Raw genomic sequence first — 24,565 nt, forward strand, 5'->3', positions numbered from 1 at the left:
AACTACGCCATCCCAGTCCTAGCCCAGATACATGCGGGCCAGCGCTTCTTCGGCGAAGCCTTTCAACGTCGATGGGTGCGCAGCATCATGGCGAAGCGTTGCCGTGGTTGCGGCCCAGACGGCGCCCCAGAAGGCGTCCTCTCCCGGGTCCGTGTTCGGCGGCCGACGGATAAACCAGTCGTAGCCCCGGGGCCTAGGAGCAATTCCGGCATCGGCGAGGTACGAATCGATGTCGTCATCAATCGATTCCACATCAGCTTCAGTCAGGATGAACGGTTCCAATCGTTCGATCCCGTTCTGGAGCCGATGGACCACCGTGCCGTACCGATCGCCGGCAGCCGCGCGGACGCGCACAAAGTTGCCCTGCCCTGCCGCCCACACAACCAATGCGCCCCACCCGTTCTCCGGGGCTAGGATCCAGCCGGCGGGGGCTTCGGCAAGTTCAGCGGATGCCCAGGGATCGTTGTTCATGCCCGATACTCTATTGCCCCGAAACTGACCACGGACCTCATCACCGGATTCAGAGTTCCCCCATGCCCTGTATTGGCCGCGACGGCCCCAAAGGCTACACCTATCCAAAAGATTCTTCGGGAAATCTCAGAGAAGGAACGGAGCCGTGGTTCGGTAGCGTCGTCAACTAAGGCTGGTGACGTACAAGTTCCATTACGTGGGAATAGTTTTGAACGAGGGTTGGATCCGGAGCTTCCAGGCGTCGAATGGCGACACGAACCACGTCTACCGCGGTTTTGCTGGTGACCCGGACCAGGGGGTAATCCTCTTGGATCACCTGCCAGTGGGCTCCGGGAACGGTGTGAGTGAGCACGTCGCCGTAGAACATGCCAATGGGTCGGACAAATGCCGAGAGGGTGGCTTTATGGTTGATGGAATCAATGAGGTCATCGATCGCAGCCAGGCCATCCACAGACCGCGGTAACTGCATTCCGTTGGATCGGAAGTGCGCGATCAGCTCGTCATAGCCGCCGACATTTGTTGGCGGCGGGTTGGACTCTTGCCGGTCCACCGGCCGGTATTCGGCGTATCTCCTGGGCATTCCCGGGGGCAGCATTTGCAGCGGTTCGGCGGAATCCTGCGCATCGCTCATGTCGACAGACTACGCCGGGAATTTTCAGACGGGCAGAAATTGGAGCGGCCCTACTACGTCTCGTTTCAATTCAATCCCCCGTCCACATCGAGCAGCTCTGAAGAAGCAACCACCACGGCCGCTCCCTAGCATTAGGGTGTTCGCATCAGCCCCCTGGGAAAAGGAGCCCGCAATGAAGGACACGGAGAATTCAGGCACAGGCACCAAGACGTACGGCGGATTCGAGGACGACGAACGGGCCGCGATGAAGGAGCGCGCACAGGAACTCAAGAAGGCCGCCCGCCGCGGACCGCGCGGCGCCAAAGCTGACGGGGAAAGCGAGGTTCTCGAGAAGATCGCCGAGATGCCCGAATCCGACCGCCTCATTGCCGAGCGGCTTCATGCCCTCGTCAAGGCCAGTGCACCGGAGCTCACGCCGAAAACCTGGTACGGGATGCCCGCCTACGCCAAGGACGGCAAGGTGGTCTGCTTCTTCCAAAGCTCGCATAAGTTCAAGACACGGTACTCAACGCTCGGCTTCAACGACTCGGCGAATCTCGACGACGGCACCATGTGGCCGGCCGCGTACGCCCTTACGGAGCTGACCGCCGCCGACGAGGCAAGGATCAGTGCGCTCCTGAAGAAGGCCGTCAGCTGAGGTCTGCGTGCACGAGGAATACATCGATCGGGTCCTCGTGTTCGTGGACGAAGCCGTTGCGTTCGTAGAGGCGTCTCGCCGGGCTGCCTTGCAGGACGTTGAGCCGGAAAGGCCGGTGATCCCGTTTCGTCGTCATTACATGGCGCAGGACCGCGCTGCCCAGGCCCTTGCCTTGGTACTCAGGGGCCAGGTAGAAGTGTTCGATCCATTGCTCATCGGATTCGGGACGGACCGCAATGACGCCCGCCGAAGAGCCCGCAACGTCGATAACAAAGGTATGCGCGGGCTGAAAGCCGGTGAGGAAGCGCTGCCTGACGCGAACGGGGTCCCAGCGGCCGAGGCGTTCGAGGTCGGGCCGCATGACCTGGGCACGGAGCTCCGCAATCCATGGAGCGTCAGCGGGCAGGCTTGGGCGCAACGACCAGACGGGAGGCATGCCGCTATTGAAGCACAATGGAGGCGTGACTTCATCGTTCCCCCCTCCGGCCGCCGCACGCCCCATCGGACCCTTTGACTTGGGTGTCATCGGCGCGGGCCTGGCGTTCGCCGAGTCGCTGGGGAAGCTGACCGACGCCCTGTGCGCGGGAGGCATTGCCGGGACCGCCGTAGTCCAGGCACCTCCGGGCACGGGCAAGACCACCCTCGTTCCGCCGTTGCTCGCCAACATCGCAGCCGCCAACATAGCCGCCTCAGCGGTTGCGCCAGGTAAAACGGGGGTCCGCGGTCCGCGCGTCGTCGTGACCCAGCCCCGCCGCGTCGCCGCCCGCTCGGCTGCGCGCCGCCTGGCCACCCTGGACGGGAGTCGCCTCGGGGACCGCGTCGGCTACACAGTCCGCGGTGAGCGGGTCGCCGGTGCCGGCACCATGATCGAGTTCGTCACGCCCGGCATCCTGCTGCAGCGGCTCCTCGCGGATCCGGGACTCGAGAGCGTGGACGCCGTGATCCTCGACGAGGTCCACGAACGCGGGCTCGAGACCGACCTGCTCCTCGGCATGCTCGCGGAGGTGCGCGAGCTGCGTAGCGACCTCACGCTCGTCGCCATGTCCGCAACGCTGGACGCACCCCGCTTCGCCGCCCTGATCGGCTCAGGGCAGGGCGGGAACCACGACAACGGCGCGCCGGCGCCCGTCGTCGACTGTCCGTCCGCGCTGTACCCCCTGGAAACGGAGTGGGCACCGGCAGCGGCAGCGCGGCTGGACACCCGGGGAGTGACCCGGGGGTTCCTTGACCACGTGGCGGACACGGCTGCGGCGTCACACGCGGCGGCGCTTGCCGCGGACGCAGGTGTGGACGCCCTGGTGTTCGTTCCCGGCGCATGGGAAGTTTCGCACGTCGCCGCCCGCCTGCGGAGCCGGGTGGCCGCCGAAGTACTGGAGCTGCACGGCCAGGCAAGCCCGGCCGAACAGGACCGTGCCGTCTCCGGGCGGGAGCCTGGCGGACGTCCCCGGATTATCGTTTCCACCGCGCTCGCTGAATCCTCCCTGACCGTCCCGGGGGTCCGCTTGGTGGTTGACTCCGGCCTGTCCCGGGAGCCGCGCCGCGACGCGAACCGTGGCATGTCCGGCCTGGTCACTGTATCCTGCTCCCGGGCCTCCGCCGAACAGCGTGCCGGACGGGCCGCCCGCCAGGGCCCGGGCAGGGTGGTCCGTTGCTACGACCAGAAGAGCTTCGGTGCAGCCCCGGCCCACCAGACACCGGAAATCGCGGTGGCTGACCTTACCGGCGCAGCGCTGGTCCTTGCCTGCTGGGGATCGCCCGGCGGCCGCGGTCTGTCCCTTCCCGACGCTCCGCCCGCGGCGGCGATAAATGAGGCCGTCGAAGTTCTCCGCGAGCTGGGTGCCGTCGGACCGGACGGCCTCGCCACGGATTTGGGTAAGACCCTGGCCAGGATCCCCGCCGATCCCAGGCTGGCCCGAGCCCTCCTGGACGGCGCCGCAACCGTCGGCCACCGAACCGCGGCGGAGACGGTCGCGGTCGTGTCTGGTGACCAGCGCGCTCCCGGCGCCGACCTGACGCGCCTGCTGGCCACGCTGCGATCGGGCAAGGACCCGGCGGCCCGGCGCTGGAAGGAGGACGTCCGGCGGATGGAGGCGATCGTCCGCAAGGAGGATGCCGCCGTCGAACGTTCCCAAACCGTTCCGCCGGTTACCGCAGAGGAGGCCGTCGGGTTCGTCGTCGGCCTTGCGTTTCCCGACCGCGTGGCGCGCCGCGTTCCGGGCGGAGGGGCGCAGTACCTGCTGTCTTCAGGCACCCGGGCGGGCCTTCCCGCAGGCAGCCCGTTGTCCGGGCACGAATGGCTGGCAGTCGCGGAGGTCGCCCGCGCGGAAGGCCGCGATGCTGCCGGAACCGGCGCCGTCATCCGGTCCGCGGCGCCGCTGAACGCTGACACGGCGGAGGCCGCAGCCCGGCACCTGCTGAGTGAGGCCGTGGAAGCCAGCTTCACGCAGGGACGGGTCACGGCCCGCCGGGAACGCCGGCTGGGCGCCATCATGCTGGCTTCGACGCCCGTGCGGCCGTCGGCCGCGGAGGGACGGGCAGCCGTGGCCAGGGCACTGGCCAAGGAAGGGCTGGGAACCATTGGATGGTCGACGGCGGCGGACGCCTTGCGCCGCCGTCTGGCGCTGCTGCACCGGGAACTGGGCGATCCGTGGCCGGACGTTTCCGAGGCGGCGCTGCTGTCGCGGCTTGACGACTGGCTGGCTCCCGAGCTCGAAGCGCTTGCCGGCGGGGCTGCCACGGCCGGCGTCGACCTCACCGATCCGCTGCGCCGGCTGCTGCCGTGGCCGGACGCTGCCCGGCTGGGGGAGCTGGCACCGGAGGCGCTGGAGGTGCCGAGCGGCTCGCGGGTCAGGATCGACTACCCGGACGCGGAGCACGACGACGGCCGGCCGGTCGTGGCGGTCAAACTCCAGGAGTGCTTCGGCTGGGCCGACACACCGCGGTTGGCAGGCGGCAGGGTCCCGGTCCTGTTCCATCTCCTGTCGCCGGCGCGGCGGCCGCTTGCGGTGACGGATGACCTCGCCTCCTTTTGGTCCGGACCCTACGCTCAGGTGCGGGCCGAGATGCGTGGCCGCTACCCGAAGCATCCCTGGCCGGAGGACCCGTGGACTGCGCCGGCGACCGCGCGGACCAAGAGCCGGATGTAGGGCGGTCATCCGGCCACGTCGGTGGGGGACTATTTCCCCGGTCAGTGCCAAGTTCGGAATGACCGCAGTCATCATTTTGGAGAGCGCTGAGTCTTCGATACATGAGGGATCCAGCAGCGCACCGTGTCGCAGTACTGCTGGAATTCTTTGCCGAACCGTTTCTTTAGGTCGGATTCCTCGAGCGGCCTGACGACGTAGTTCCACACCAGCGAGCCCAGGACCGCGTAGGCGACAACGAGCCAGGACTGCAGGATGAAGCCCACCGCGGTGCCCTGGACAATGCCGGAGACCGCCATTGGATTACGAATCCAGCGATACGGACCTGCGATGACCAGACGGTTCGGCATCGCCGATGGCAACGGGGTGCCATCGCCCTGCGTCGACATCACCACTGCTGACGAGACGCCCAGAGCGCTGGCAAGTACGAGAAGCGCGACACCGACAGGACCAGCAAACGATGGGAACGGGAGCGCCACCATCCAGCGTTGTTCGAGAACCGCTATGGCCAACGGAATCACCACCAGGAAGAACCCCCAGAAGAGGACGATTTGCCCCAATGTTGAAGCCACGTGGGTCGCAGCGGTCGAGCGGTTGGCGGGACGGAAGGCGAACGGACCGCGGATGATCCACGCGGTCGGTACACGTCCCAGCAAGACGAGGCAGAGGGAGATCAGTGAACCTGCGGTGGCAGCACCCATGGTTAGTACGCCCCAGCCGGCTTCCGTTGTGACGGTGGCGTATACCGCCAGTGCGATGCAGACAGCGCCGGTCCAACCTGTACTCACGACCGCGGCAGCCTTGACGCCGCATGCTGCCGCGACCGAAGCCATGACGAACAGTGGAATATCGACGACCGCGACCGTTGCCGGGTCGAGGTCACCCAGGGTCGCCTGGCGCACCGCAGGCGACAGGAAAACCGCGGTCCACCAGGCGAAACCGGCAATCGCCTGCGCGGCGAAATATGCGCGACCCCACCGAACCAGCCGCGTCGCCGATTCAACCCCGAACATCAGCAGTCCCCGTTGCTTGTCGATGGAAATTCTTCGAGCTGTCACTTCCCAGTTCCAGGACTGGCCCTGTTTATGTCGAAGACAATGTTGGCCTCAGCCTACCGAATTCGACACTTCATGCCGCTCACTCGGGCACTGCAGTTCTTGTGCGGCAAAGCCATTGACCGGCGATACTTAACGATATATCGTTAAGTATCGCCGATGGTCGGCGACAGCAGTACCTGAAAGGACGATGCCACCATGAAAGGCATTCACGACAAATTTGCAGACAACGGCCCCGAGCGGGCACGATTCGAGCGCGGCCGGAGCCGCCGAGGACCCCACGGCCACGGCGGCGGTGGGTTCGGACGCGGCTTTGGGGCGGGGTTCGGGCCGGGGTTCGGTCCGGGATTCGGGCCCGGCTTTGGCCCCGGCGGCCCGCGCCGCGCCAACAGGGGCGACGTTCGCGCCGCCATTCTTTCCCTGCTCGCCGAAGCCCCCTCCAACGGGTACGGGCTGATCAGGACCATCGCGGAAAAAACCTCCGGGGCCTGGCGTCCCAGTCCGGGGTCCGTTTACCCGACCCTCCAGCAGCTCGTCGACGAGGACCTCATCGCACCGGTTGGTGAGGGCAGGCGCACCGAGTTCACGCTCACCGATGCCGGCAAGGCGTACGTGGCCGAACACGCCGAGGAGCTGGGCAACGCCTGGAACACCGATCCCGAGGGCGCGGTGCCGGTTTTTCATCAGAGCGTGGGGAAGCTCATGGGCGTCATTCATCAGTTCAGGGTCGCGGCTACGGACGAACAGCGCATGGCTGCCGTCGAAAAGATCGATGAAGCCCGCCGCGCGCTGTACCTCATCCTCGCGGAGTGACCGCGGAGGGAAGATGCAGAAAGCCCGAAGTGGCCATGTGAGGTAACTGATACACGCCTGAAACGTTGTGTCGTGGCCGCGAAACATTGCCCAGTTAGGCTCATTCCTACCTGGACATTGGAGTCCACGCAGCGAACGAAAGGACACACCATGATGACGCTTTTGAGCACTTTGACACTCTCCCTTCATGCCGGCTGGAAGGACAAGGACCCTCACCTCGGCGGGGCCGGTTCCATGGGTGCCTTCCCGAGCGGCCAGCTCTCATCCACTCCCTGGGAAGGGTGGTGGCACGACGAACCCTAGCCGTCCGGTCAAGGGCGACACGTCTTCCTCTTGAAGTTCGGCAGCCTCAGGGTGTCGAATCGTCTTACAGAGGCCGCGCGGCGGCTCACGACTAAGACGCCTGGAGTTGCTCATGTCGGTAAAAGGCACAAATGGCCGGGCGAAGAGCCCGGCCCGCGGCACCTCTGATTCCCGGCGGGCCGACACCGCCGCCGGGGCTCCTGCCGATGCACCGGAGAAAGTCCGCAATGTAGTTCTCGTAGGCCACTCCGGTGCGGGAAAGACCATGCTGCTGGAAGCACTGCTGGCAGCAACCGGCGTCATCTCACGGAAGGGTTCGATCGAGGACGGCACCACTGTCAGCGACGCCGAGCCCTCCGAGGTGCACCAACAGCGCTCGGTGGTGCTCTCCGTAGCTCCACTGGTGGTGGAGGGCATCAAGGTCAACCTTCTCGACACACCCGGCTACGGCGACTTCACCGGTGAACTCCGGGCGGGACTTCGGGGCGCGGACGCGGCCCTGTTCGTAGTTTCGGCCATCGACGACATTGATGCCGCCACCACGGCACTCTGGGCTGAATGCGACCAGGTGGGGATGCCCCGGGGGGTGGTAATCAGCCGGCTGGACCACCCGCGCGCGAATTTCGAGGCGGCCGTGGCCGCCTGCCAGCGCGCGTTCGGAGACTCGGTGGTGCCGGCCTATCTCCCCGTGCGCACCGGGGACGCCACCACCGGGCTGCTGGGACTGCTTTCGCAAACAATTTCGGACTATTCCGCCGGTTCCCCGACGCCAAGCGTGCGGCCGGCCGGGACGGAGGAACTCGCTGCCGCTGACGCCGCACGCGGCACGCTCATCGAGGGGATCATCTCGGAGAGCGAGGACGAGACCCTGATGGACCGTTACCTCGGCGGCGAGGAGATCGACGTCGACGCCCTGGTCAGCGATCTGGAGACCGCCGTCGCCCGCGGCACATTTTTCCCCGTGCTGGCCTCTTCCGCCGAGACGGGCCTGGGCATGGCTGAACTCCTGGAAATGCTGACCCGCGCATTTCCCTCTCCGCTAGAGCGCAGCCTGCCGCAGGTGACCAGCCTTTCGGGTGCACCGGCAGCCCCGCTGGCCTGCGATCCTGCGGGTCCGCTGGCCGGCGAGGTGGTGCGGACCACCATCGACCCGTTCCTGGGCCGCGTCTGCCTGGTGCGGGTCTTCTCCGGCACGCTGCGGGAGGATTCGGCCGTGCACGTCAGCGGGAGGGGGCTGTCCGAACGCGGCCACGAGGACCATGACAGCGACGAACGCCTCACGCACCTCTACTCCCCGGTGGGGTCCAGCCTGAGGCCGGTTCCGTATTGCGTGGCCGGGGACATCTGCGCGATAGCCAAGCTGGCCAGCGCAGAGACAGGCGATACCGTGTCCGCCAAGGAAACACCGCTGGTGGTGGTTTCGTGGGACATGCCGGAGCCGCTGATGCCCTTGGCCGTCGAGGCAGCCTCGCGGAGTGATGAGGATGCCCTCGCCAAGAGTTTGGGAAAGGTGGCAGCCGGTGACCCGACGCTGCGCGTGGAACGGAACTCCGAAACCCACCAGCTGATCCTGTGGTGCATGGGCGAAGCCCACGGCGAAGTGGTGCTGGACAGGCTGCGGGACCAAGGGGTAAAACTGCAGACCGTGGCCGTGATTACCCCGCTGCGGGAGACGTTCGTGGCACCGGCGTCGGGCCACGGCCGGCACGTTAAGCAGTCCGGCGGCCACGGACAGTACGCCATCTGCGACATCGACGTCGAGCCACTCGACCGAGGTGCGGGCTTCGAGTTTGTTGACAAGACGGTGGGCGGCGTCATCCCGGGGCAATACATCGGTTCCGTGGAGAAGGGCGTACGGGCCCAGATGCAGAAGGGCGTGTCAGCTGGGTTCCCGGTGGTGGACATCCGTGTGACGCTGACCGGCGGCAAGGCGCACAGCGTGGACTCCTCCGATGCGGCTTTCCAGGCGGCAGGGGCCTTGGCGCTGCGTGAAGCGGCCGCCGCGGGCCGGATCCAGCTCCTCGAACCCGTCCTGGCGGTGACCATCAGCGTCTCTGACGACTACGTGGGAGCAGTGATGAGCGATCTGTCCTCCCGGCGCGGGCGGCTGACTGGAACCGACTCGGCCGACGGCAGCGGCACTGAGATCAGCGCAGAGATACCGGAACAGGAACTGCTGCGCTACGCGGTGGAACTCCGGGCGCTGACGGCAGGCACCGGCCGCTTTCGGCGCACCTACCTGCGCCACGAGCCGCTGCCTCCGAACATGGCCCACACGGCGCCGCGGCAATGAGCTTGCTCCCCAGTTTCCAAGTCCCCGGCGCTTCCTACCCCTGAGGGCTCGCAGCCTGCGAGCGCAGGTAGGCCGCGACCGGCGCTGCCGCGGACGCACCGATCTCGCCGGCGCTGCGCTTTTTGCCCGCGACCGCAAACGAATGGTCGCCGCCGTCGTACCAGTGAAGCGTGGCGGTGGGCCCGATCCGGGCAACCACACCCTCCAGTAGTTCAGGCGTGGCAAACGTGTCCCGCGTCCCCTGCAGGAACAGCATCGGCAGGGTCAGGCCGTACAGGTGCTCATCACGCAGCTTCTCCGGTTTGCCCGGGGGATGCAGCGGGTATCCCAGGTAGACGAGCCCGGCCGCCGGCATTCCTTCGGCGACGGCCATCGAGGCCATGCGTCCGCCGAAGGACTTGCCCGCCGCCCACACCGGCCCGTTGTCGGAGTGCGCGGCCGCCCTGGCTGAGGCCTCCTCCATGGCTGCGCGCCACGTGGCTATCGCAAGGGGCGGCCGGTCCGGGAACTTCCGTCCGGCCTCGCGGTAGGGAAAGTTGAAGCGCAGGGTGGCCACGCCGTCGTCGTTCAACGCCTGGGTGAAGCCGCCCATGAAGGGGTGCTCCATGCCGGCGCCGGCGCCGTGGGCAAGGACGAGCGTGGCGAACGGGATGTCCGGCCGGGCGTAGAGGCCGGAGACCTGGACATCGCCGACGCTGATGGTTACGGGGGACTCGGGTACGGGCATGAGTCAATGATGCCGGATCTGCACGCACAGCCGGCACACAGACGGCCGAAAGTTCCCGGCGAGCAGCCAACGCCTAGACAGCACGCCTAGGCAGCACCCCTGACCCGCAGCCAGCCGAACTCCTGCGGCTTGAGCACAAACCCTTCGCCAATGCGCACCGGCTTGCCGGTCAGGATGTTTACCGCCTCGGCAACGAATCCAGAGAGAGTCTCAGCGGTGACTTTTTGGTCTGCGTCGCTGAAGTTGGCGAGGACCAGGATGTGGGTTTCGTCCCCGGGCCGCTGGTAGCCCAACACAGCCCGGTTCTTCGTGTCGAAATGGACCAGTCCGGTCCCGGCGAATTCGGGGGTTCGGGACCGTGCGGCGATCATATAGCGCAGGCCTTCGAAGACGGCTCCCTCAGGAAGAGATTGATCGTGACGGTTCGCGTAACGGTCTTCGGGGTAGTGCGGCCGGTGCACCCACCGGCTGTCCGCGCCGTGGCCTTCCTCGAGGGCGTACCCGTAGTCGTTGAGCTGCGCCACTTCGTCGCCCAGGTAGAGCAGCGGGATCCCGCCGGTGCTGACGGTCACGGAATGCGCCAGAAGGATCCTGCGTATGGACTCGGCAGAACCGTCCTCCAGCCCGCAGAGCGACGCCGTCGTGCCTGAAATCCGGCAGTCACCGGTCCGCGGGTTGTCCTGGAACGGAACGCCGCGGGCGAAGCTGCCCGGGAAGCGGTTGACGTAGAAGGAATTGAGGAAGCGGCGGTGGTCGAAGCCGTTGATGCCCAGCTCCGCGGCGTCCTCGTCAGCAAACGTCCAGCCGATGTCGTCATGGCTCCGCACGTAGTTCACCCAGGCCGTACCTGCCGGAAGGCTGTGCCGACGCTCCAGCGCCTGCGACAGCAGGGACACGTCGCGGGTGGCCATGGCCTCCCAGATCAGTGCCATCTGCAGCGGGTTGTACGAAAGCTGGCACTCTGCCGGATCGATGTACAGGGCAACGTCGTCCGGGTGAACGATCGCTTCGGACTTGAAGAGCAGCGACGGCGCGGCGAGCCGGCAGACGGCGTTGAAGGCCTGCAGCAGGGTGTGGGCCTCCGGGAGGTTCTCACACGGCGTTCCGAGCTGCTTCCAGATGAAGGCCACGGCGTCCATCCGAAGGATCTCCACCCCCTGGTTGGCCAGGAAGAGCATCTCTCCGGCCATGGCCCGGAAGACGTCCGGGTTGGAGTAGTTCAGGTCCCACTGGAAGGTGTGGAAGGTGGCCCAGACCCACCGTCCGTCAGGGAGTTGCACGAACGTACCGGTGTGGTCGTCCGGGAAGATTTCCCGCACGTGTTGTTCGAAGGCGTCCGGCATGGTCCGGTCCGGGTAGATCCAGTAGTAATCACTGAACTCGGGGTCGCCTTCGGCAGCGTGCCTGGCCCAGTCATGCTCATCCGAGGTGTGGTTGAAAATGAAGTCCACCACCAGGCTGATGCCGTTGTCCCGCAACTCGGCGGCCAGCTCGCGCAGCTGTTCCATGGTGCCGAGTTCCGGGTTCACGTCACGGTAGCTGGAGACGGCATACCCGCCGTCGGAATGCGGTTCGGGTGCCAGGAACAGGGGCATGAGGTGCAGATACGTGAGCCCGAGCTCTTTGAAATAGGGGATCCGGGAACGGACTCCTTGAAGATCCTCCGCATACCGGTCCACGTAGCAGACGCCGCCCAGCATGCTGTTTGACTGGAACCAGGCGCTGTTGTTTTCCCGTTCCGCATCCAATGCCTTCAGGTCCGCCGGGCGTTCGTTCCAGGAGCGGGCAGCCTGGAGGACAAGCGCAGTCAGCTGGTCCTGGAAGTCCGGGCGTGAGCCGTACAGGGACTGGAAGAGCCGGTACAGGGCGGGGAAATGGCGGTCGAAGCGCTGCTGGAATTCGGCGTTGTCCCGCCTCCGCGGCATGAGACCCGGCTGGGCGCCCAGGGCACTCAGGGCATGCTGCCTCGCTGCCTGGTCCACACCAGCGGCTTCAACCATGGAACGGGTCCCCTTCGACGTTTTGCCGGGAGCCGTGCGGCGTCCGGTCCGTTCACATCCTTACAGACGGGCCGGTACGTGCCCAGTGAAAAGGAACGTGTTTCTTCGTTTCGTATCCCAACTGCTGACGCCGCGCACCGGGCGGGGTAGGTTGTCCCCATGGCGAGCGAAGCGACCACCCTCACCGTTGACGGACCCGACGGCCCCCGCGACATGCGCATTTCGAGTCCCGGCCGTGTCCTCTGGCCGGATCTCGGCCTGACCAAGCTGGACCTGGCGCGCTATCTGGCGGAGGTGGGGGAGGCCTTCGTTGCGGCGAACGGTGACCGGCCGCTGGCGTTACAGCGGTTTTCGGACAACGTGGACGGCGAGCAGTTCTTCTCCAAAAATCCGCCAAAGGGAACACCGGACTTTATTCGGACGGTGAAGGTGGTCTTTCCGAGTGCGCGCTCGCATCCCATGCTGGTCCTGGACGAACCGGCCGCTGCCGTCTGGGCCGCCCAGATGAACACCGTGGTGTTCCACCCCTGGCCGTCGCGGGCCGGAAACACGGACAACCCCGACCAGCTGCGGATCGACCTGGACCCCCAGCCGGGAACGGACTTCGACGACGCGATCCCCGCAGCCCTGGAGCTGAAGGACGTGCTCGCAGAAGCCGGCCTCACCACGTTCATCAAGACCTCGGGCAACCGCGGACTGCACGTCTACGCGCCGGTGGAGCCGACGCACGAATTCCTGGACGTGCGCCACGCCGTCATAGCAGCCGCCCGTGAACTGGAGCGGCGGATGCCGGACAAGGTCACCACGGCGTGGTGGAAGGAAGAACGCGGCGAGCGGGTGTTCGTGGACTTCAACCAGGCCAACCGCGACCGCACCATTGCCGGCGCCTACAGCCCCCGCGCCCTGGCGCACGCCCCCGTCTCGTGCCCCATCACCTGGGACGAACTGGGCAACGCCGACCCGAAGAACTTCACCATCCTCACCGTCCCGGAACGGCTGAAGTCCGTCGGGGACCCTTGGGCGGACATGAACGCCAACCCGGGAAAAATCGACGTCCTGCTCGAATGGTGGGAGCGCGACGTCGGCTCAGGGCTCGGGGAACTGCCGTTCCCGCCCGACTACCCGAAGATGCCCGGCGAACCGCCGCGCGTGCAGCCCAGCCGCGCGCGCAAGAAGGACTGACGCAACAAGGGACTGAGGTGAGCCGGCGCCCGTCCGGACGCCTGGCCCCAAACGGCGACTACTCGAACCGGGACGGATCGCCCATGCCGCGCCGCACCACTTCCGCCGAACCTCCTGAGAAGTCGATGACCGTCGTCGGCTCCGCCCCGCAGTCACCGGAATCGACCACGGCGTCCACCACGTGGTCCAGCCGTTCCTTGATTTCCCAGCCCTGGGTCAGCGGATCTTCCTCATCGGGCAGCAGCAGCGTGCTGGAGAGCAGCGGCTCGCCCAGTTCGGCGAGGAGTGCCTGGACCACGGCGTTGTCCGGGATGCGTACGCCCACGGTCTTCTTCTTCGGGTGCAGCAGGCGCTTGGGCACCTCCTTCGTGGCAGGGAGGATGAACGTGTAGCTGCCAGGTGTCACCGCCTTGATGCTGCGGAACACGTCGTTGTCGATCTGCACGAACTGGCCCAGCTGGGCAAAATCCTTGCAGACCAGGGTGAAGTGGTGTTTGCTGTCCAGTTGCCGGATGGCGCGGATGCGGTCAAGCGCCTCACGGTTGCCCAGCTGCGCGCCGAGGGCGTAGCAGGAGTCGGTGGGGTAGGCGATCAGCCCACCTGACCGCACCAGGTCCACTATCTGGCCCACTGCGCGGGGCTGGGGATCATCGGGGTGCACGTCAAAATATCTCGCCATGCCCTGAGCTTATGGCCAGGCAGGGAAATGTGCACTTGCCGACGCGGGCCGCCCCTATGCAGCCCCGCACGACTGGGGCAACATATGAAGTGTTCCAAGCCCGGGTGGCCACCTGCTCCACAGGCGGTCCGGGTATCGACCGGTACGAGAGGACACCTGAATATGACCACCAGACTCAACCCATACCTGGGCTTCAAGGACAACGCGCGGGAGGCCATGAACTTTTACCAGTCCGTATTTGGAGGCGAACTGGCACTGAGTACCTTCGGTGAGTTCCAGGCCAGCCAGGACGCGTCCGAGCAGGAGAAGATCATGCACGGCATGCTGACGTCCGAATCCGGCCTGGTGCTCATGGGGGCCGATACGCCCAACGGCATGAGCTACACCCCTGGCGACAACTACTCTGTTTCCCTCAGCGGCGAGGACGACGCCGAACTCCGCGGGTACTGGGAGAAGCTGTCCGACGGCGGCACCGTGACGGTACCGCTCGAAAAGGCGCCGTGGGGCGACACCTTCGGCATGTGTACGGACAAATTCGGTGTCGCCTGGCTCGTGAACATCGCAGGCGCCCCGGCGTAGGCAAAATACCGGACGCACGACGGCGGCGCTTGCCGCCGTCGTCGTCGGCATGTGTGCGGGGCTTAAGGCCCTAACCCCTGCGTTGCCCCCGGAGCACACTGAAGGTGTCAGCGGCCTACGGCGTGCTGATCCGAAAACGCGATGGAGAAGAGCAGGATTCAGAATGGGCAAACCAATCGTCGTCGGCATCAACGGCTCCGCAGGGAGCGAGGCCGCAATGACGTGGGCGCTCCACCGGGCGGCCAGGTTCAAGCTGCCGGTGATCGCCATCCACGCGGTGGATGACCGGTGGATGTCGCCGGACTTTCAGTATCACGAACTGATCCGGGAATCAGGCATGGAGCTGTTGAGGCAGGTGCAGGAGGATGCCGCGAAGAAGGAACCCGACGTGGCGGTCGACGTGCAGTTGCGGCATGGCAGCGCCGGCTCAGCCCTGAAGGAAATGTCCAAGGACGTTTCCATCGTGGTCATCGGGTCACACCACCGCCACTGGGCCGACGGCGGGCCCGTGACGGACCGCGCCCTGCAGGTCGTTACTGCGTCGGACAGCCCGGTGGCGGTTATTCCGCAGGATCAGGGGCCGGAGGGCCGCGGTGTGGTGGTCGGCGTCGACGGCTCGGAGGAGTCCCTGCAGGCCGTAGCCTTCGCCGCGGCGGAAGCCGACCGCGAGGGGGACGAACTAACAGCCGTGCTGGCTTTCCGGCGCCCCGCTCGCTGGGTGCAGAGCGGGATGCCGGCCAGCGGCCTTGCGGAAGTCATTGAGGAAGAGGACAAGATTGTGCTCGCGGAATCGGTGGCCGGGCTGCGGGACAAGTACCCCGACCTGGTGGTGAACCAGTTGCTGGACAAGGACACAGATCCGGCCAAGGCCCTCGTGGAGGCCGCTGCGAACGCGCGCCTCCTGGTCATCGGCAGCCGCGGACGCGGGGGATTCAGCCGTCTTGTCCTTGGCTCCACGGCCCACGCGGTTCTGCTGCGTGTTCCCTGCCCCACGGTGGTCACCAGGGTCCACAAGGTCAAGCACGAGGATTAGCGGCCCCAGCCATACCCGCCGGGACGCTGCGGACATCCCAGCGCCCCGGGCCGGGAAGCGGCTCCCCAATCCTATTGAGGCGGGCTGTAGGCGATGCGAGGATGGAAGCGTGCAGCCCCTCCTGGATTTCTTCGCCCACTATTGGTGGTTGGTGTTCCCGCTCAGCGGCATGGCCGGGGGCTGGCTGCGTGCATTGTCGAAGGCAAGCGAGCGCCGGCACCAGCGCAAAGTGGAGCTGTACAAGCTGAAGCACCAGGCCGTTCAGGCCGAACAGGCCACCACCGCGGAGGTCCAGCTGCTGATGGACACCCATGCGGACATCAACAAGCGCTGGCTGGACTACGAACTGGACGTCGGGAAACTCATCGACTACCCGGTGATGACCGATGTCCGCGAACCGCTTACGGTAGCCTTCCTGCGCGCCAAGCGGGACGCCGACGGCTTGCGGCCAGTGGCACCGGGGGACATCACGAGCAAGGCCCGGGTGGATGAGTACCGGACCGCGGTGAACAGTTTCCAGATCGCTTTCGACGTCGCGGAACGGGAGGCCAGGCGCATCAAGGACCGGAATTTTTCGGGACCGGAACGCGAACGCCTCGCAAAGGCACGGAAGCTGCTGAGGATCGCCGAGGATGAGGCCGCGACCCCGGCGGAACGGCAGACCGCCTACAAACGGGCACGCCGTGAGCTGGAAGGCCTGATCGTCCTGCCGGAGCCGGCCATCGCTGCACTGGAAGCAAAAGTCGCACGGGTGCTCGCCGCCGGCGAGGCAACCGACATCCAGCTGCGCTGACGGCACTGCACCCGTTCTGCACCGGGGAGGAGGGACGACGCCGTGATGAATGTCTCCCTGTACCTCGACGTGGACGGCGTGATCTGCCCTTTCGGGGCAACAGGCACCACGGACTGGGGGAGCAGGTGGCAGGTTTCCGACGCCGGCCTGCTGGAAGTGGCTTACGCCGCGGAGCTCGTCGACTCCCTCAACACTTTGTCCAGGAGACCCGGTCTCCGGTGCGTTTGGCTTACCAGTTGGGAGGAGATGGCGCCCGAATATCTCTGCCCAGCGATCGGCCTCGCAGGGCAGGAATGGCCCGTCCTTGCCAGTGATGGACTGGGCAGCGGCGAAAGCTGGTGGAAACTCCAGGCCCTGCAGCGGGACATCGAGGCCTCAGCGCCGGACCGAGCGGTGTGGATCGATGACCAGCTCGGCTATGAAGCGGAGGCCCGCGCCTGGGCATCCATCATTGGCACCCGCCTGCTGCTGATTTCCCCGCATCCAAGGAGGGGATTGTCCCGTGCCGAGCTGGACGCCGTGCGTGCTTTCCTTTGAGCGCAGGGTGTTTTGTCCTTACGGCGTTGACGCGTACGATCGTTAGGGTTTCAAGCCCCTTCCGAACAACACTGTGTGTACTTCCAGAAAAATCTGGAACACTCCTGCGTGCGGCCGGGGCACGGGGAAAGTGGAACTGCTGACCGTCGACTCTGCAGATTGGGCAACAGGTGGAAATCACCTTCATGGTGGCGCTGGTAATAGCGCTGGCACTTTTTTTCGACTTCACCAATGGCTTTCATGACACCGCCAATGCAATGGCCACGCCTATTGCCACCGGTGCCATTAAACCCAAGACGGCAGTTGCGCTGGCAGCGGTCCTGAACCTGGTCGGAGCGTTCCTTTCCACGGAAGTGGCAAAGACAGTATCCGGCGGCATCATCAAGGAAGGGGCCGACGGTATCCAGATCACCCCGGACATCATCTTTGCCGGGCTGATGGGCGCCATCCTCTGGAACATGATCACCTGGCTGAAAGGGCTCCCGTCCAGTTCGTCGCACGCCCTCTTTGGCGGCCTGATCGGCGCAGCGATCGCCGGAATCGGCATCCATTCGGTCAACTTCGATTCCCTCATGCAGAAGGTCATCCTCCCCGCGCTTTTCGCCCCGGTCATCGCCGGCGGCGTGGCCTATATCTGTACCCGCCTGGCCTATGCGCTGACGTCCCGGCACGACCCCGAGACAGGCAGCAAGCTGACCCAGAAGCGCGGCGGCTTCCGTACCGGGCAGATCTTCACGTCCAGCCTGGTGGCACTGGCGCACGGAACCAATGATGCGCAAAAGACCATGGGCATCATCACCCTGGTGCTCATCGCTGCGGGAACGCAGCAGCCGGGGTCCGGCCCGCAGTTCTGGGTGATTACTGCCTGCGCACTGGCTATCGCTATCGGAACTTATGCGGGCGGCTGGCGGATCATCCGCACCATGGGCTCCGGCCTGACGGATGTGAAGCCCGCCCAGGGCTTCGCTGCGGAAACCAGCACGGCCTCAGCCATCCTCGCGTCCTCACACCTTGGCTTCGCCTTGTCCACCACTCAGGTTGCTTCCGGATCAGTGATCGGCTCGGGCCTGGGCCGGAGAGGCACCTCGGTGCGCTGGGGAACTGCCGGACGTATTGCCATCGGCTGGCTGTTAACCCTTCCCGCGGCCGGGATCGTCGGCGCGCTGACCGCCCTACTGGTGAAAACCGGGGTAGTGGGCGTGATCATAGCGGCCGTCGCCGGCACCGGCGCTGTGTTGTTCATGTTCGTCCAGTCCCGCAGATCCCATGTGGGCCACCACAATGCTGTGGAGGTCGAGGAAGCCGGGCAGGCTGTCCGGTTCCGGAAGAAGAAAGCCATGGCACGGGCGCTTCGTGCCCGGAACGCCAGCGAGCAGAAGGACGGCATGTCATGAAATGGTTGGAACTGGTTCAGGTCGCCGGAGCCACCCTCGCTGCGGCAATTACTGTGGTGGTCCTCTACTCCGTCGGAGTCCGCTTCACCGCCATCGCCGGAGATCCCGAACAGACCACGCCCCGGTGGATGAAGTCGCTCGCCTACACGTGTTTCGCCCTGTGCGGCATCGCGGTGCTGTTCGGCCTGTACCTGATCATTCCGTACTTCAGCAAATAGCAGCCTGCCCTCAGGGCGGACGCCCGGGAGACGCCGGTTCCTGAGGCGTTACGGCTGGAGTGCAAGGGGCTGCTCTGGCGGATATTGCCCAACGGGGGAATAGTTAACACTGTTTCAGCGTGTTTGGTCCGGCTCCGCCGCCGGCCGATGCCGGGAATCTTCCCGAAGGGTTCTATCCAGGCCGGTTCCCCCGCCGGGAACCGCAAGCAGGTGGGTCTGTCATGCACAGTCAAACCGGGGCGACTGCCCGAGCAGCAAGAACCGCGGCGGCCGTCTGCCTGCTGCTCCTCACCAGTGGATGCTTCGCTCCGCCGTCCCCGTCACCCACGGAGAGTACGACGACGGCGGCATCCCCCTCCGCCACGGAACCTTCGGGCAGTGCCTCCACCAACGGAGAACCAACGGCTTCCCCGTTGCCGGGACCGGGCGATGGCCCGCCGCCCGAGGCCGCACCCGTCATCCGCTGGATCCCCATCGGCCCCGCCGCCCCCACCGACCCGCCGGAGGGGACGCTTTACGAACTCCTCCGCCACAGGGACTGCGCCGGTTTGCGGGACTCCACCCTCAACACGGCCTTTCCGGCCGTGTGGACCGCTGCTGAGGCTACCTGCCTGGCGCTGGCCACAGACCTGACTCAGGACTGGCAGCGGGCACGGAATGCGCTGGCCGGTGTCCCCAGCCTGCCGCCCGGAAGGTGCTGGGAAATCAAGGTCACGGAATCCCTGCAGCAGGCCGTGGATCTCCGGACCGCACACCAAGGGGTCCAACTCCTCGTGGATGCCGCAGGCGCAGGCGACGACTGCCCCCGCCGGCTGACAGGACTGACGGTCCTCGACGGGCCCGATGCCGGTGCGGCCGCTCCGACCGTCCCCGTCCCCGCGGGCGGGGGAACGCCGGTGCGGCTCGAGGGATTCTTCGTGAACGTGGACAACGTTTTGGTGAACGGCAATCCGGTTGAATTCGAAGGCCCGCAGTTCGGCCCCTTCGTGTTTTACGCCCCGCCCGCAAACGGCATCGAGTCCGCGCGTGTGACGGTGGAGGCGACGCCTCCGGTGTCCGGTGAAGCCGTCCTGTTCTATGCTGGGCCGACGCCGCCCGGTCCCACACCAACAGCGCCGACCACGACGGCGCCGCCGGAGCCGCCGGGAACCGGACTTCCGACAGTCGGGTCCCCGGCAGCCGAAGCCCCGCCGCTGCCGCCGTCATGAGCGGCGAACCGGAGGGGGATCCCCGCTGGAAACGCGCCGTCGACATGCTGGCGGTCATCGGCCCGCCGTTGACCATTTCGACGGCCCTGCTGGTCTACTTCGGCTGGGCGCGGACGGATGCCCAGGCGAAGGCAATGGGGCTGGACGTAAGCCTCTTCGGGTACACCGTGCAGGATTTCGTGCTCAGGAGCATCCCGTCCCTGTTCATCCCGCTCGTCTGGCTGTTGATTCTTGCCGTCCTCTGGCTTGCCCTGGACCGGTTCCTGGCCGGACATATCACGGCCGGCCGCGTCGCCGGCACCCGGCGGCTTGCCGCAGTGATCCTGTTTGCCGGGGTGGCCTGTGCCGCGGCCATGTGGCTGGTGGTGATCCTCCAGCCGGAACGGACCGTGCTGTTCGTCCCCTACATCATGGCTGCAGGGGTGCTGCTGGCCGCGTGGGGCCTGAGCCTGTGGCGGCGTTCCACCGAAGGGCCCGGACGCAGCATTGCCGCACTTTCCCGCGGATCCGAAAAGACACTCATCTTCTGCCTGGTGAGCCTGCTTCTCTTCTGGGGCACCTCGGACTACGCCCAGGCGCTCGGCCGGGGATTGGCGGTGAGCTATGAGCAGCGGGCCATGCTCCTGCCCACCGCGGTTGTCTACAGCAAGGACCGGCTGGGTATCAGTGCGCCCAACGTGCGCGAACAGTCCAGCGGCACGGCAGATCATCCCGTGTACCAGTACACCGGCCTCCGGCTGCTCGTGGTCAGCGGCGGACGCATCTTCCTGCTCAATGAGGGCTGGACGCTCCGGAGCGGCAAGGTCGTGGTGCTGCGTGACGATCCCGGCATGCGCGTGGAGTATGGGAACCCCGAGTCGAAATGACTAGGCTTGGCCCATGTCCAGTCTTCAGTACTTCGTGGCCTCGTCCCTTGACGGATTCATTGCCACGTCCGATGACAACCTGGCATGGCTCCTCGAGTTCGACGGATTCGAGGGCGGCCGGGAAAGTTACGAAGCGTTCATGGCCGATGTCGGCTGCATTGTGATGGGCGGGGAAACCTACGCCTGGCTGATGGAGCACGAGCCCGGCAACTGGCCCTATCCTGACACCCCGTGCTGGGTCTTTACGCACCACGAACACTCCGCGCCGCGGGGAGCCAACATCACCTTCGTGCGGGGCGACGTCCGCGAGTTCATGGATGACTTCACCGCGGAGGCCGGGGCGGGGAACGTCTGGCTGGTGGGCGGCGGAGAACTCGCGGCCCAGTTCGCCGAGGCCGGCCTGCTGGACGAAATCATCATTTCCATCATCCCGGTGGTGCTCGGTGCCGGTAAGCCCGTGCTGCCGATCAAGGACGGTCCGATGCGTCCGATGGAACTGGTGGCGTCCAAGGCCATGGGCAGGGGAATTGTGGAGCTGCGGTACCGGCTCGGCGGCGCATCGTCGCAGGGCGCAGCGCCGAAGGGTGCAGCAGCGGGCTGAGCCCACGCCGTCAAGCCGCCGTAAAGCCGCCTTCAGGACGGGATTGTCAGGGTCAGATGTCCCGGATCAGGTTGGTGATGCGGGCGGTGGACAGGCGGCGGCCCTTTTCATCCGTCATCACGATTTCGTGGGTGGTCAGGGTCCTGCCCAGGTGGATGGCCGTGCACGTTCCGGTCACCGTGCCGGCGGCGATGGCGCGGTGATGCGTTGCCCCCACCTCGATACCAAGCGCCTGCCGTCCCGGGCCGGCATGCATCCCGGCGGCGAACGATCCTAGTGTCTCGGCCAGCACCACATGGGCGCCGCCGTGCAGGATCCCGGCCACCTGCGTGTTGCCTTCGACCGGCATGGTGGCAACGGTGCGTTCCGGGCTCATTTCGAGGAAGTGGATGCCCATCTTCACCACCAGTGCGCCGACACCGTACTCACCGAGCCATTCATGCATTTCTTCCGGGATTCCGGCGGCCATCAGTTCGTCCGCGAACTGGCCGGGCGTGAAATTGTCCATCATGGGAACTAGGCTGGCACCTGTGAGCGAAACTACCAAACCGGCCCTTGCCCCCTCTGCAGCAGACATCCTCCCGGCTCCTGACTCCGAATCAGTGACTGCGGCCAAGCCCGCCCGGAAAACCACACGTACCGCGGAGCCGGTTTCCGCCACCGAGGCTCCCGTGATTCCCATCACGGACCAGCCGCGCCTCCTTGTCCTGGACGGACACTCCATGGCATTCCGCGCCTTTTTCGCCTTGCCGGCGGACAAGTTCTCCACCGCGAACGGGCAGCACACCAACGCGATCCATGGATTCACCTCCATGCTCATCAACCTGATTAAGGAACAGAAGCCCACCCACGTTGCCGTGGCCTTCGATGTGTCGGATGAAACCACCCACCGCAAGGCCGAGTACAGCGACTACAAGGGCGGCCGGAACGAAACGCCCCGGGAGATGAGCGGCCAGATCGACCTCATCGACAAGGTCATGCAGGCATGGGGCATCAAGACCATCAAAATGCCTGGCTATGAAGCTGACGACATCCTGGCAACGCTCGCCGCCATGGGGGAGAAGGCCGGTTACGAGGTGCTCCTCGTGACCGGTGACCGTGACGCCTTCCAGCTCATCACCGACAACGTGTTTGTGCTCTACCCGCGGAAGGGCGTCAGCGACATTCCCCGGTTGGACGCCGCTGCCATCCAGGAGAAGTACTTTGTGACGCCACCGCAGTACTCGGACCTCGCCGCCCTGGTGGGGGAAACCGCGGACAACCTCCCCGGCGTTCCCGGCGTCGGCCCGAAAACCGCCGCAAAGTGGATCAACCTGTACGGCGGGCTGGAGGGGGTCCTGGAGCACGTCGACGCGATCGGCGGGAAGGTGGGGGACTCGCTGCGTGAGAACGTTGAGGACGTCAAGCGGAACCGCCGGCTGAACAGGCTCCACACGGACCTGGACCTCCCGGTAACGCTGGACGAACTCGCGGAACCGCGGCCGGACGAGGCCGCCTTGGAGCAGCTGTTCGACGACCTTGAATTCAAGACCATCCGTACCCGGCTGTTTGCCCTGTACAGCAGCGAGGACGTGGAATCCGCTGAGCGGGAGAGCATCGACACACCGGACTACGTGATCCCCGCGGACGCTGCCGAGCTGGGCGCCTTCCTGGCGGCGGGGGCCGGCAAGAGGTCGGCAGTCGCCGTCGACCTGGTGCCCGGCCGGATCGGCGAAGACGCCGCTGCACTGGCCATTGTCCGCGACGACGCCGCCGTGTACATCGACCTCGCAGCGCAGGACGCCGCAGCCGAAAACGTCCTGGCGGACTGGCTGCGGGATGGGGAATCGCCGAAGGTGATGCACGGCTACAAGGCGGCCCTCAAGGCCTTGTCCAGCCGTGGCCTGGGCCTGGAAGGGGTGGTGGATGACACCTCCATCTCCGGGTACCTCATCCAGCCGGACCGCCGCACGTACGAGCTCGCCGAGCTGGCCCAGCACCACCTCAACATCAGCATCTCGCCTGAGACCGCGAAGGCTGGCCAGCTTGAGCTGTCGTTCGACGGCGACGACGCCGCCGCTGCCGGCGAGCTGGTCCGGGTGGCCGCCGTCGTCCAGACCCTGAGCCGATACTTCGAATCGGAGCTGACGGAACGCAAGGCCGCGGACCTGCTGACCACCCTGGAGCTGCCCGTCAGCCGGGTTCTGGCCGACATGGAACTCGCGGGAATCGCCATCGACATGCCGCGCATGGACGACCAGCTGGCGGATCTCGCCAAGGTGATCGACAACGCCCAGGAGCTTGCCTTCGCGGCGATCGGCCACGAGGTCAACCTGGGATCGCCCAAGCAGCTGCAGACCGTCCTGTTCGACGAACTCAAGTTGCCGAAGACCAAGAAAATCAAGTCCGGCTACACCACCGACGCCGCGTCACTGAAGAACCTGCTGGAAAAGACCGGGCACGAATTCCTGGTCCAGCTGATGGCGCACCGCGAGTCGTCGAAGCTGCGCCAGATGTTGGAGACGCTCAAGAAGTCCGTGACGGAGGACGGCCGGATCCACACCACGTACGCGCAGAACGTCGCGGCGACGGGCCGGATCTCCTCCAACAACCCCAACCTGCAGAACATCCCCATCCGCAGCGAGGAAGGCCGGCGCGTCCGCGGCATCTTTGTGGTCAGCGATGGCTATGACTGCCTGCTGTCCGCGGACTACTCGCAGATCGAAATGCGTATCATGGCCCACCTCTCGGGGGACGCCGGCCTGATCCAGGCGTACAAGGACGGCGAAGACCTGCACCGGTTCGTGGGCTCCAACATCTTCCATGTGCCCACCGACCAGGTGACCAGTGCCATGCGCTCCAAGGTCAAGGCCATGTCCTACGGCCTCGCTTATGGCCTCACCTCGTTCGGCCTCTCCAGGCAGCTGGAGATTTCCGTTGACGAGGCGCGGACCCTCATGAAGGAATACTTCGACCGGTTCGGCGCCGTCCGCGACTACCTCCGGGGTGTGGTGGACCAGGCCCGGATCGACGGCTACACCGCCACCATCGAGGGGCGTCGCCGGTACCTCCCGGACCTCACCAGCACGGACCGCCAGCTGCGCGAGAACGCGGAACGCATTGCGCTGAACTCGCCCATCCAGGGCTCGGCGGCAGACATCATCAAGCGGGCCATGCTGGGCGTGCACGCCGAACTGGCGGCCCAGGGCCTGAAATCGCGGATGCTCCTGCAGGTCCACGACGAACTGGTCCTTGAGGTAGCGGCGGGGGAGCGCGCGGCCGTCGAGAAACTTGTCACCGAACAGATGGCAGCCGCCGCGGACCTGAGCGTTCCGCTGGATGTCCAGATCGGCGTCGGTCCCAGCTGGTACGACGCCGGCCACTAGTGTTAGCGGGCCTTGGGTCCGGTACCGGCGCGCCAGC

General features: G+C 65.9%; 24 protein-coding genes. 16 read left to right on the forward strand and 8 right to left on the reverse strand.

Features of this window, described 5'->3' with window-relative positions:
• Nucleotides 1-18 precede the first annotated feature (18 nt).
• Entirely contained in the window at nucleotides 19-471 is a 453-nt protein-coding gene (locus AB0N24_RS05445) for a DUF5956 family protein (RefSeq protein WP_364121484.1), read from the reverse strand.
• 166 nt (nucleotides 472-637) lie between these two features.
• Nucleotides 638-1,102 carry a DUF6278 family protein gene (locus AB0N24_RS05450; protein ID WP_364121487.1) on the reverse strand — a complete coding sequence of 155 codons (465 nt, stop codon included), beginning with the start codon at nucleotides 1,100-1,102 and terminating at the stop codon, nucleotides 638-640.
• Nucleotides 1,103-1,274: 172 nt separating this feature from the next.
• On the opposite strand from AB0N24_RS05450, the gene AB0N24_RS05455 reads away from it, so the two are divergent.
• Nucleotides 1,275-1,739 carry a DUF1801 domain-containing protein gene (locus AB0N24_RS05455; RefSeq protein ID WP_364121489.1) on the forward strand — a complete coding sequence of 155 codons (465 nt, stop codon included), beginning with the start codon at nucleotides 1,275-1,277 and terminating at the stop codon, nucleotides 1,737-1,739.
• On the opposite strand, the gene AB0N24_RS05460 is transcribed toward AB0N24_RS05455, so the two are convergent.
• Nucleotides 1,732-2,175 (reverse strand): GNAT family N-acetyltransferase, encoded by a 444-nt coding sequence (locus tag AB0N24_RS05460; RefSeq protein ID WP_364121491.1) that lies wholly within the window; start codon nucleotides 2,173-2,175, stop codon nucleotides 1,732-1,734. The two genes, AB0N24_RS05455 and AB0N24_RS05460, sit on opposite strands and share 8 nt — an antisense overlap.
• 25 nt (nucleotides 2,176-2,200) lie before the next feature.
• On the opposite strand from AB0N24_RS05460, the gene hrpB reads away from it, so the two are divergent.
• On the forward strand, nucleotides 2,201-4,885 hold the full coding sequence (gene hrpB, locus AB0N24_RS05465) for an ATP-dependent helicase HrpB (RefSeq protein WP_364121494.1): 2,685 nt from the start codon (nucleotides 2,201-2,203) through the stop codon (nucleotides 4,883-4,885).
• Between the two features lie 71 nt (nucleotides 4,886-4,956).
• Here the strand turns inward: hrpB and AB0N24_RS05470 are convergent, their stop codons facing one another.
• Nucleotides 4,957-5,895, reverse strand: a complete 939-nt coding sequence (locus tag AB0N24_RS05470; protein ID WP_364121644.1) for an isoprenylcysteine carboxylmethyltransferase family protein — start codon at nucleotides 5,893-5,895, stop codon at nucleotides 4,957-4,959.
• A gap of 240 nt (nucleotides 5,896-6,135) precedes the next feature.
• Here AB0N24_RS05470 and AB0N24_RS05475 point away from each other — a divergent pair, with 240 nt between their 5' ends.
• The 3 genes from AB0N24_RS05475 (at nucleotide 6,136) to AB0N24_RS05485 (ending at nucleotide 9,346) form a co-directional block, all read left to right on the forward strand.
• A complete protein-coding gene (locus AB0N24_RS05475) occupies nucleotides 6,136-6,750 on the forward strand; it encodes a PadR family transcriptional regulator (protein ID WP_364121497.1) in 615 nt (204 codons plus the stop codon).
• 150 nt (nucleotides 6,751-6,900) lie between these two features.
• Nucleotides 6,901-7,053, forward strand: a complete 153-nt coding sequence (locus tag AB0N24_RS05480) for a hypothetical protein (RefSeq protein ID WP_364121500.1) — start codon at nucleotides 6,901-6,903, stop codon at nucleotides 7,051-7,053.
• Nucleotides 7,054-7,165: 112 nt separating this feature from the next.
• Nucleotides 7,166-9,346, forward strand: coding sequence for an elongation factor G-like protein EF-G2 (locus AB0N24_RS05485; protein WP_364121503.1), 2,181 nt, complete (start codon nucleotides 7,166-7,168; stop codon nucleotides 9,344-9,346).
• A gap of 34 nt (nucleotides 9,347-9,380) precedes the next feature.
• On the opposite strand, the gene AB0N24_RS05490 is transcribed toward AB0N24_RS05485, so the two are convergent.
• Nucleotides 9,381-10,073: an alpha/beta family hydrolase gene (locus AB0N24_RS05490; RefSeq protein WP_364121506.1), complete on the reverse strand. Its 693-nt coding sequence runs from the start codon at nucleotides 10,071-10,073 to the stop codon at nucleotides 9,381-9,383.
• Nucleotides 10,074-10,159: 86 nt separating this feature from the next.
• Nucleotides 10,160-12,073, reverse strand: coding sequence for an amylosucrase (locus AB0N24_RS05495; RefSeq protein WP_364121508.1), 1,914 nt, complete (start codon nucleotides 12,071-12,073; stop codon nucleotides 10,160-10,162).
• Between the two features lie 159 nt (nucleotides 12,074-12,232).
• Here AB0N24_RS05495 and ligD point away from each other — a divergent pair, with 159 nt between their 5' ends.
• The gene (ligD, locus tag AB0N24_RS05500) at nucleotides 12,233-13,255 is read left to right on the forward strand and encodes a non-homologous end-joining DNA ligase (RefSeq protein ID WP_364121511.1); all 1,023 of its coding nucleotides are present in this window, start codon (nucleotides 12,233-12,235) and stop codon (nucleotides 13,253-13,255) included.
• Between the two features lie 58 nt (nucleotides 13,256-13,313).
• Here the strand turns inward: ligD and AB0N24_RS05505 are convergent, their stop codons facing one another.
• Nucleotides 13,314-13,934: an L-threonylcarbamoyladenylate synthase gene (locus AB0N24_RS05505; RefSeq protein WP_104172880.1), complete on the reverse strand. Its 621-nt coding sequence runs from the start codon at nucleotides 13,932-13,934 to the stop codon at nucleotides 13,314-13,316.
• Between the two features lie 162 nt (nucleotides 13,935-14,096).
• Between AB0N24_RS05505 and AB0N24_RS05510 the strand changes: the two genes are divergently transcribed.
• The 9 genes from AB0N24_RS05510 (at nucleotide 14,097) to AB0N24_RS05550 (ending at nucleotide 21,163) form a co-directional block, all read left to right on the forward strand.
• On the forward strand, nucleotides 14,097-14,513 hold the full coding sequence (locus AB0N24_RS05510; protein ID WP_364121515.1) for a VOC family protein: 417 nt from the start codon (nucleotides 14,097-14,099) through the stop codon (nucleotides 14,511-14,513).
• Nucleotides 14,514-14,676: 163 nt separating this feature from the next.
• Complete coding sequence (locus AB0N24_RS05515; RefSeq protein WP_364121518.1) at nucleotides 14,677-15,546, forward strand: universal stress protein; 870 nt, start codon at nucleotides 14,677-14,679, stop codon at nucleotides 15,544-15,546.
• 109 nt (nucleotides 15,547-15,655) lie between these two features.
• Nucleotides 15,656-16,339: a hypothetical protein gene (locus AB0N24_RS05520; protein ID WP_364121521.1), complete on the forward strand. Its 684-nt coding sequence runs from the start codon at nucleotides 15,656-15,658 to the stop codon at nucleotides 16,337-16,339.
• A gap of 45 nt (nucleotides 16,340-16,384) precedes the next feature.
• Nucleotides 16,385-16,876 carry an HAD domain-containing protein gene (locus AB0N24_RS05525; RefSeq protein WP_364121647.1) on the forward strand — a complete coding sequence of 164 codons (492 nt, stop codon included), beginning with the start codon at nucleotides 16,385-16,387 and terminating at the stop codon, nucleotides 16,874-16,876.
• A 170-nt stretch (nucleotides 16,877-17,046) separates the two neighbouring features.
• Nucleotides 17,047-18,270: an inorganic phosphate transporter gene (locus AB0N24_RS05530; protein ID WP_364121523.1), complete on the forward strand. Its 1,224-nt coding sequence runs from the start codon at nucleotides 17,047-17,049 to the stop codon at nucleotides 18,268-18,270.
• Nucleotides 18,267-18,488: a hypothetical protein gene (locus AB0N24_RS05535; protein ID WP_364121526.1), complete on the forward strand. Its 222-nt coding sequence runs from the start codon at nucleotides 18,267-18,269 to the stop codon at nucleotides 18,486-18,488. The genes AB0N24_RS05530 and AB0N24_RS05535 overlap by 4 nt, the downstream gene beginning before the upstream one ends.
• A 221-nt stretch (nucleotides 18,489-18,709) precedes the next feature.
• The gene (locus tag AB0N24_RS05540) at nucleotides 18,710-19,696 is read left to right on the forward strand and encodes a hypothetical protein (protein ID WP_364121528.1); all 987 of its coding nucleotides are present in this window, start codon (nucleotides 18,710-18,712) and stop codon (nucleotides 19,694-19,696) included.
• Entirely contained in the window at nucleotides 19,693-20,562 is an 870-nt protein-coding gene (locus AB0N24_RS05545; protein ID WP_364121531.1) for a hypothetical protein, read from the forward strand. The genes AB0N24_RS05540 and AB0N24_RS05545 overlap by 4 nt, the downstream gene beginning before the upstream one ends.
• A 13-nt stretch (nucleotides 20,563-20,575) precedes the next feature.
• On the forward strand, nucleotides 20,576-21,163 hold the full coding sequence (locus AB0N24_RS05550; protein WP_364121534.1) for a dihydrofolate reductase family protein: 588 nt from the start codon (nucleotides 20,576-20,578) through the stop codon (nucleotides 21,161-21,163).
• 52 nt (nucleotides 21,164-21,215) lie between these two features.
• Here the strand turns inward: AB0N24_RS05550 and AB0N24_RS05555 are convergent, their stop codons facing one another.
• The gene (locus tag AB0N24_RS05555) at nucleotides 21,216-21,674 is read right to left on the reverse strand and encodes a hotdog fold thioesterase (RefSeq protein ID WP_364121537.1); all 459 of its coding nucleotides are present in this window, start codon (nucleotides 21,672-21,674) and stop codon (nucleotides 21,216-21,218) included.
• Nucleotides 21,675-21,693: 19 nt separating this feature from the next.
• Between AB0N24_RS05555 and polA the strand changes: the two genes are divergently transcribed.
• Nucleotides 21,694-24,528 (forward strand): DNA polymerase I, encoded by a 2,835-nt coding sequence (gene polA / locus AB0N24_RS05560; RefSeq protein WP_364121540.1) that lies wholly within the window; start codon nucleotides 21,694-21,696, stop codon nucleotides 24,526-24,528.
• Nucleotides 24,529-24,565 lie beyond the last annotated feature (37 nt).

Origin of the sequence: Arthrobacter sp. NPDC093128 (assembly GCF_040683875.1) — a bacterium.
In the GTDB taxonomy this organism is placed as follows: domain Bacteria; phylum Actinomycetota; class Actinomycetes; order Actinomycetales; family Micrococcaceae; genus Arthrobacter.

Excerpts from the sequence above, each read along its gene's own strand:
- AB0N24_RS05485 (WP_364121503.1), top strand. The coding sequence starts at position 7,166 with ATGTCGGTAAAAGGCACAAATGGCCGGGCGAAGAGCCCGGCCCGCGGC.
- AB0N24_RS05525 (WP_364121647.1), top strand. The coding sequence starts at position 16,385 with ATGAATGTCTCCCTGTACCTCGACGTGGACGGCGTGATCTGCCCTTTC.
- AB0N24_RS05505 (WP_104172880.1), bottom strand. The coding sequence starts at position 13,934 with ATGGCGAGATATTTTGACGTGCACCCCGATGATCCCCAGCCCCGCGCA.
- AB0N24_RS05550 (WP_364121534.1), top strand. The coding sequence starts at position 20,576 with ATGTCCAGTCTTCAGTACTTCGTGGCCTCGTCCCTTGACGGATTCATT.
- AB0N24_RS05555 (WP_364121537.1), bottom strand. The coding sequence starts at position 21,674 with ATGATGGACAATTTCACGCCCGGCCAGTTCGCGGACGAACTGATGGCC.
- AB0N24_RS05470 (WP_364121644.1), bottom strand. The coding sequence starts at position 5,895 with ATGTTCGGGGTTGAATCGGCGACGCGGCTGGTTCGGTGGGGTCGCGCA.
- AB0N24_RS05540 (WP_364121528.1), top strand. The coding sequence starts at position 18,710 with ATGCACAGTCAAACCGGGGCGACTGCCCGAGCAGCAAGAACCGCGGCG.
- AB0N24_RS05510 (WP_364121515.1), top strand. The coding sequence starts at position 14,097 with ATGACCACCAGACTCAACCCATACCTGGGCTTCAAGGACAACGCGCGG.
- AB0N24_RS05455 (WP_364121489.1), top strand. The coding sequence starts at position 1,275 with ATGAAGGACACGGAGAATTCAGGCACAGGCACCAAGACGTACGGCGGA.
- AB0N24_RS05445 (WP_364121484.1), bottom strand. The coding sequence starts at position 471 with ATGAACAACGATCCCTGGGCATCCGCTGAACTTGCCGAAGCCCCCGCC.
- AB0N24_RS05475 (WP_364121497.1), top strand. The coding sequence starts at position 6,136 with ATGAAAGGCATTCACGACAAATTTGCAGACAACGGCCCCGAGCGGGCA.
- AB0N24_RS05460 (WP_364121491.1), bottom strand. The coding sequence starts at position 2,175 with ATGCCTCCCGTCTGGTCGTTGCGCCCAAGCCTGCCCGCTGACGCTCCA.
- AB0N24_RS05535 (WP_364121526.1), top strand. The coding sequence starts at position 18,267 with ATGAAATGGTTGGAACTGGTTCAGGTCGCCGGAGCCACCCTCGCTGCG.
- AB0N24_RS05515 (WP_364121518.1), top strand. The coding sequence starts at position 14,677 with ATGGGCAAACCAATCGTCGTCGGCATCAACGGCTCCGCAGGGAGCGAG.
- AB0N24_RS05490 (WP_364121506.1), bottom strand. The coding sequence starts at position 10,073 with ATGCCCGTACCCGAGTCCCCCGTAACCATCAGCGTCGGCGATGTCCAG.
- AB0N24_RS05545 (WP_364121531.1), top strand. The coding sequence starts at position 19,693 with ATGAGCGGCGAACCGGAGGGGGATCCCCGCTGGAAACGCGCCGTCGAC.
- AB0N24_RS05480 (WP_364121500.1), top strand. The coding sequence starts at position 6,901 with ATGATGACGCTTTTGAGCACTTTGACACTCTCCCTTCATGCCGGCTGG.
- AB0N24_RS05450 (WP_364121487.1), bottom strand. The coding sequence starts at position 1,102 with ATGAGCGATGCGCAGGATTCCGCCGAACCGCTGCAAATGCTGCCCCCG.
- AB0N24_RS05495 (WP_364121508.1), bottom strand. The coding sequence starts at position 12,073 with ATGGTTGAAGCCGCTGGTGTGGACCAGGCAGCGAGGCAGCATGCCCTG.
- ligD (WP_364121511.1), top strand. The coding sequence starts at position 12,233 with ATGGCGAGCGAAGCGACCACCCTCACCGTTGACGGACCCGACGGCCCC.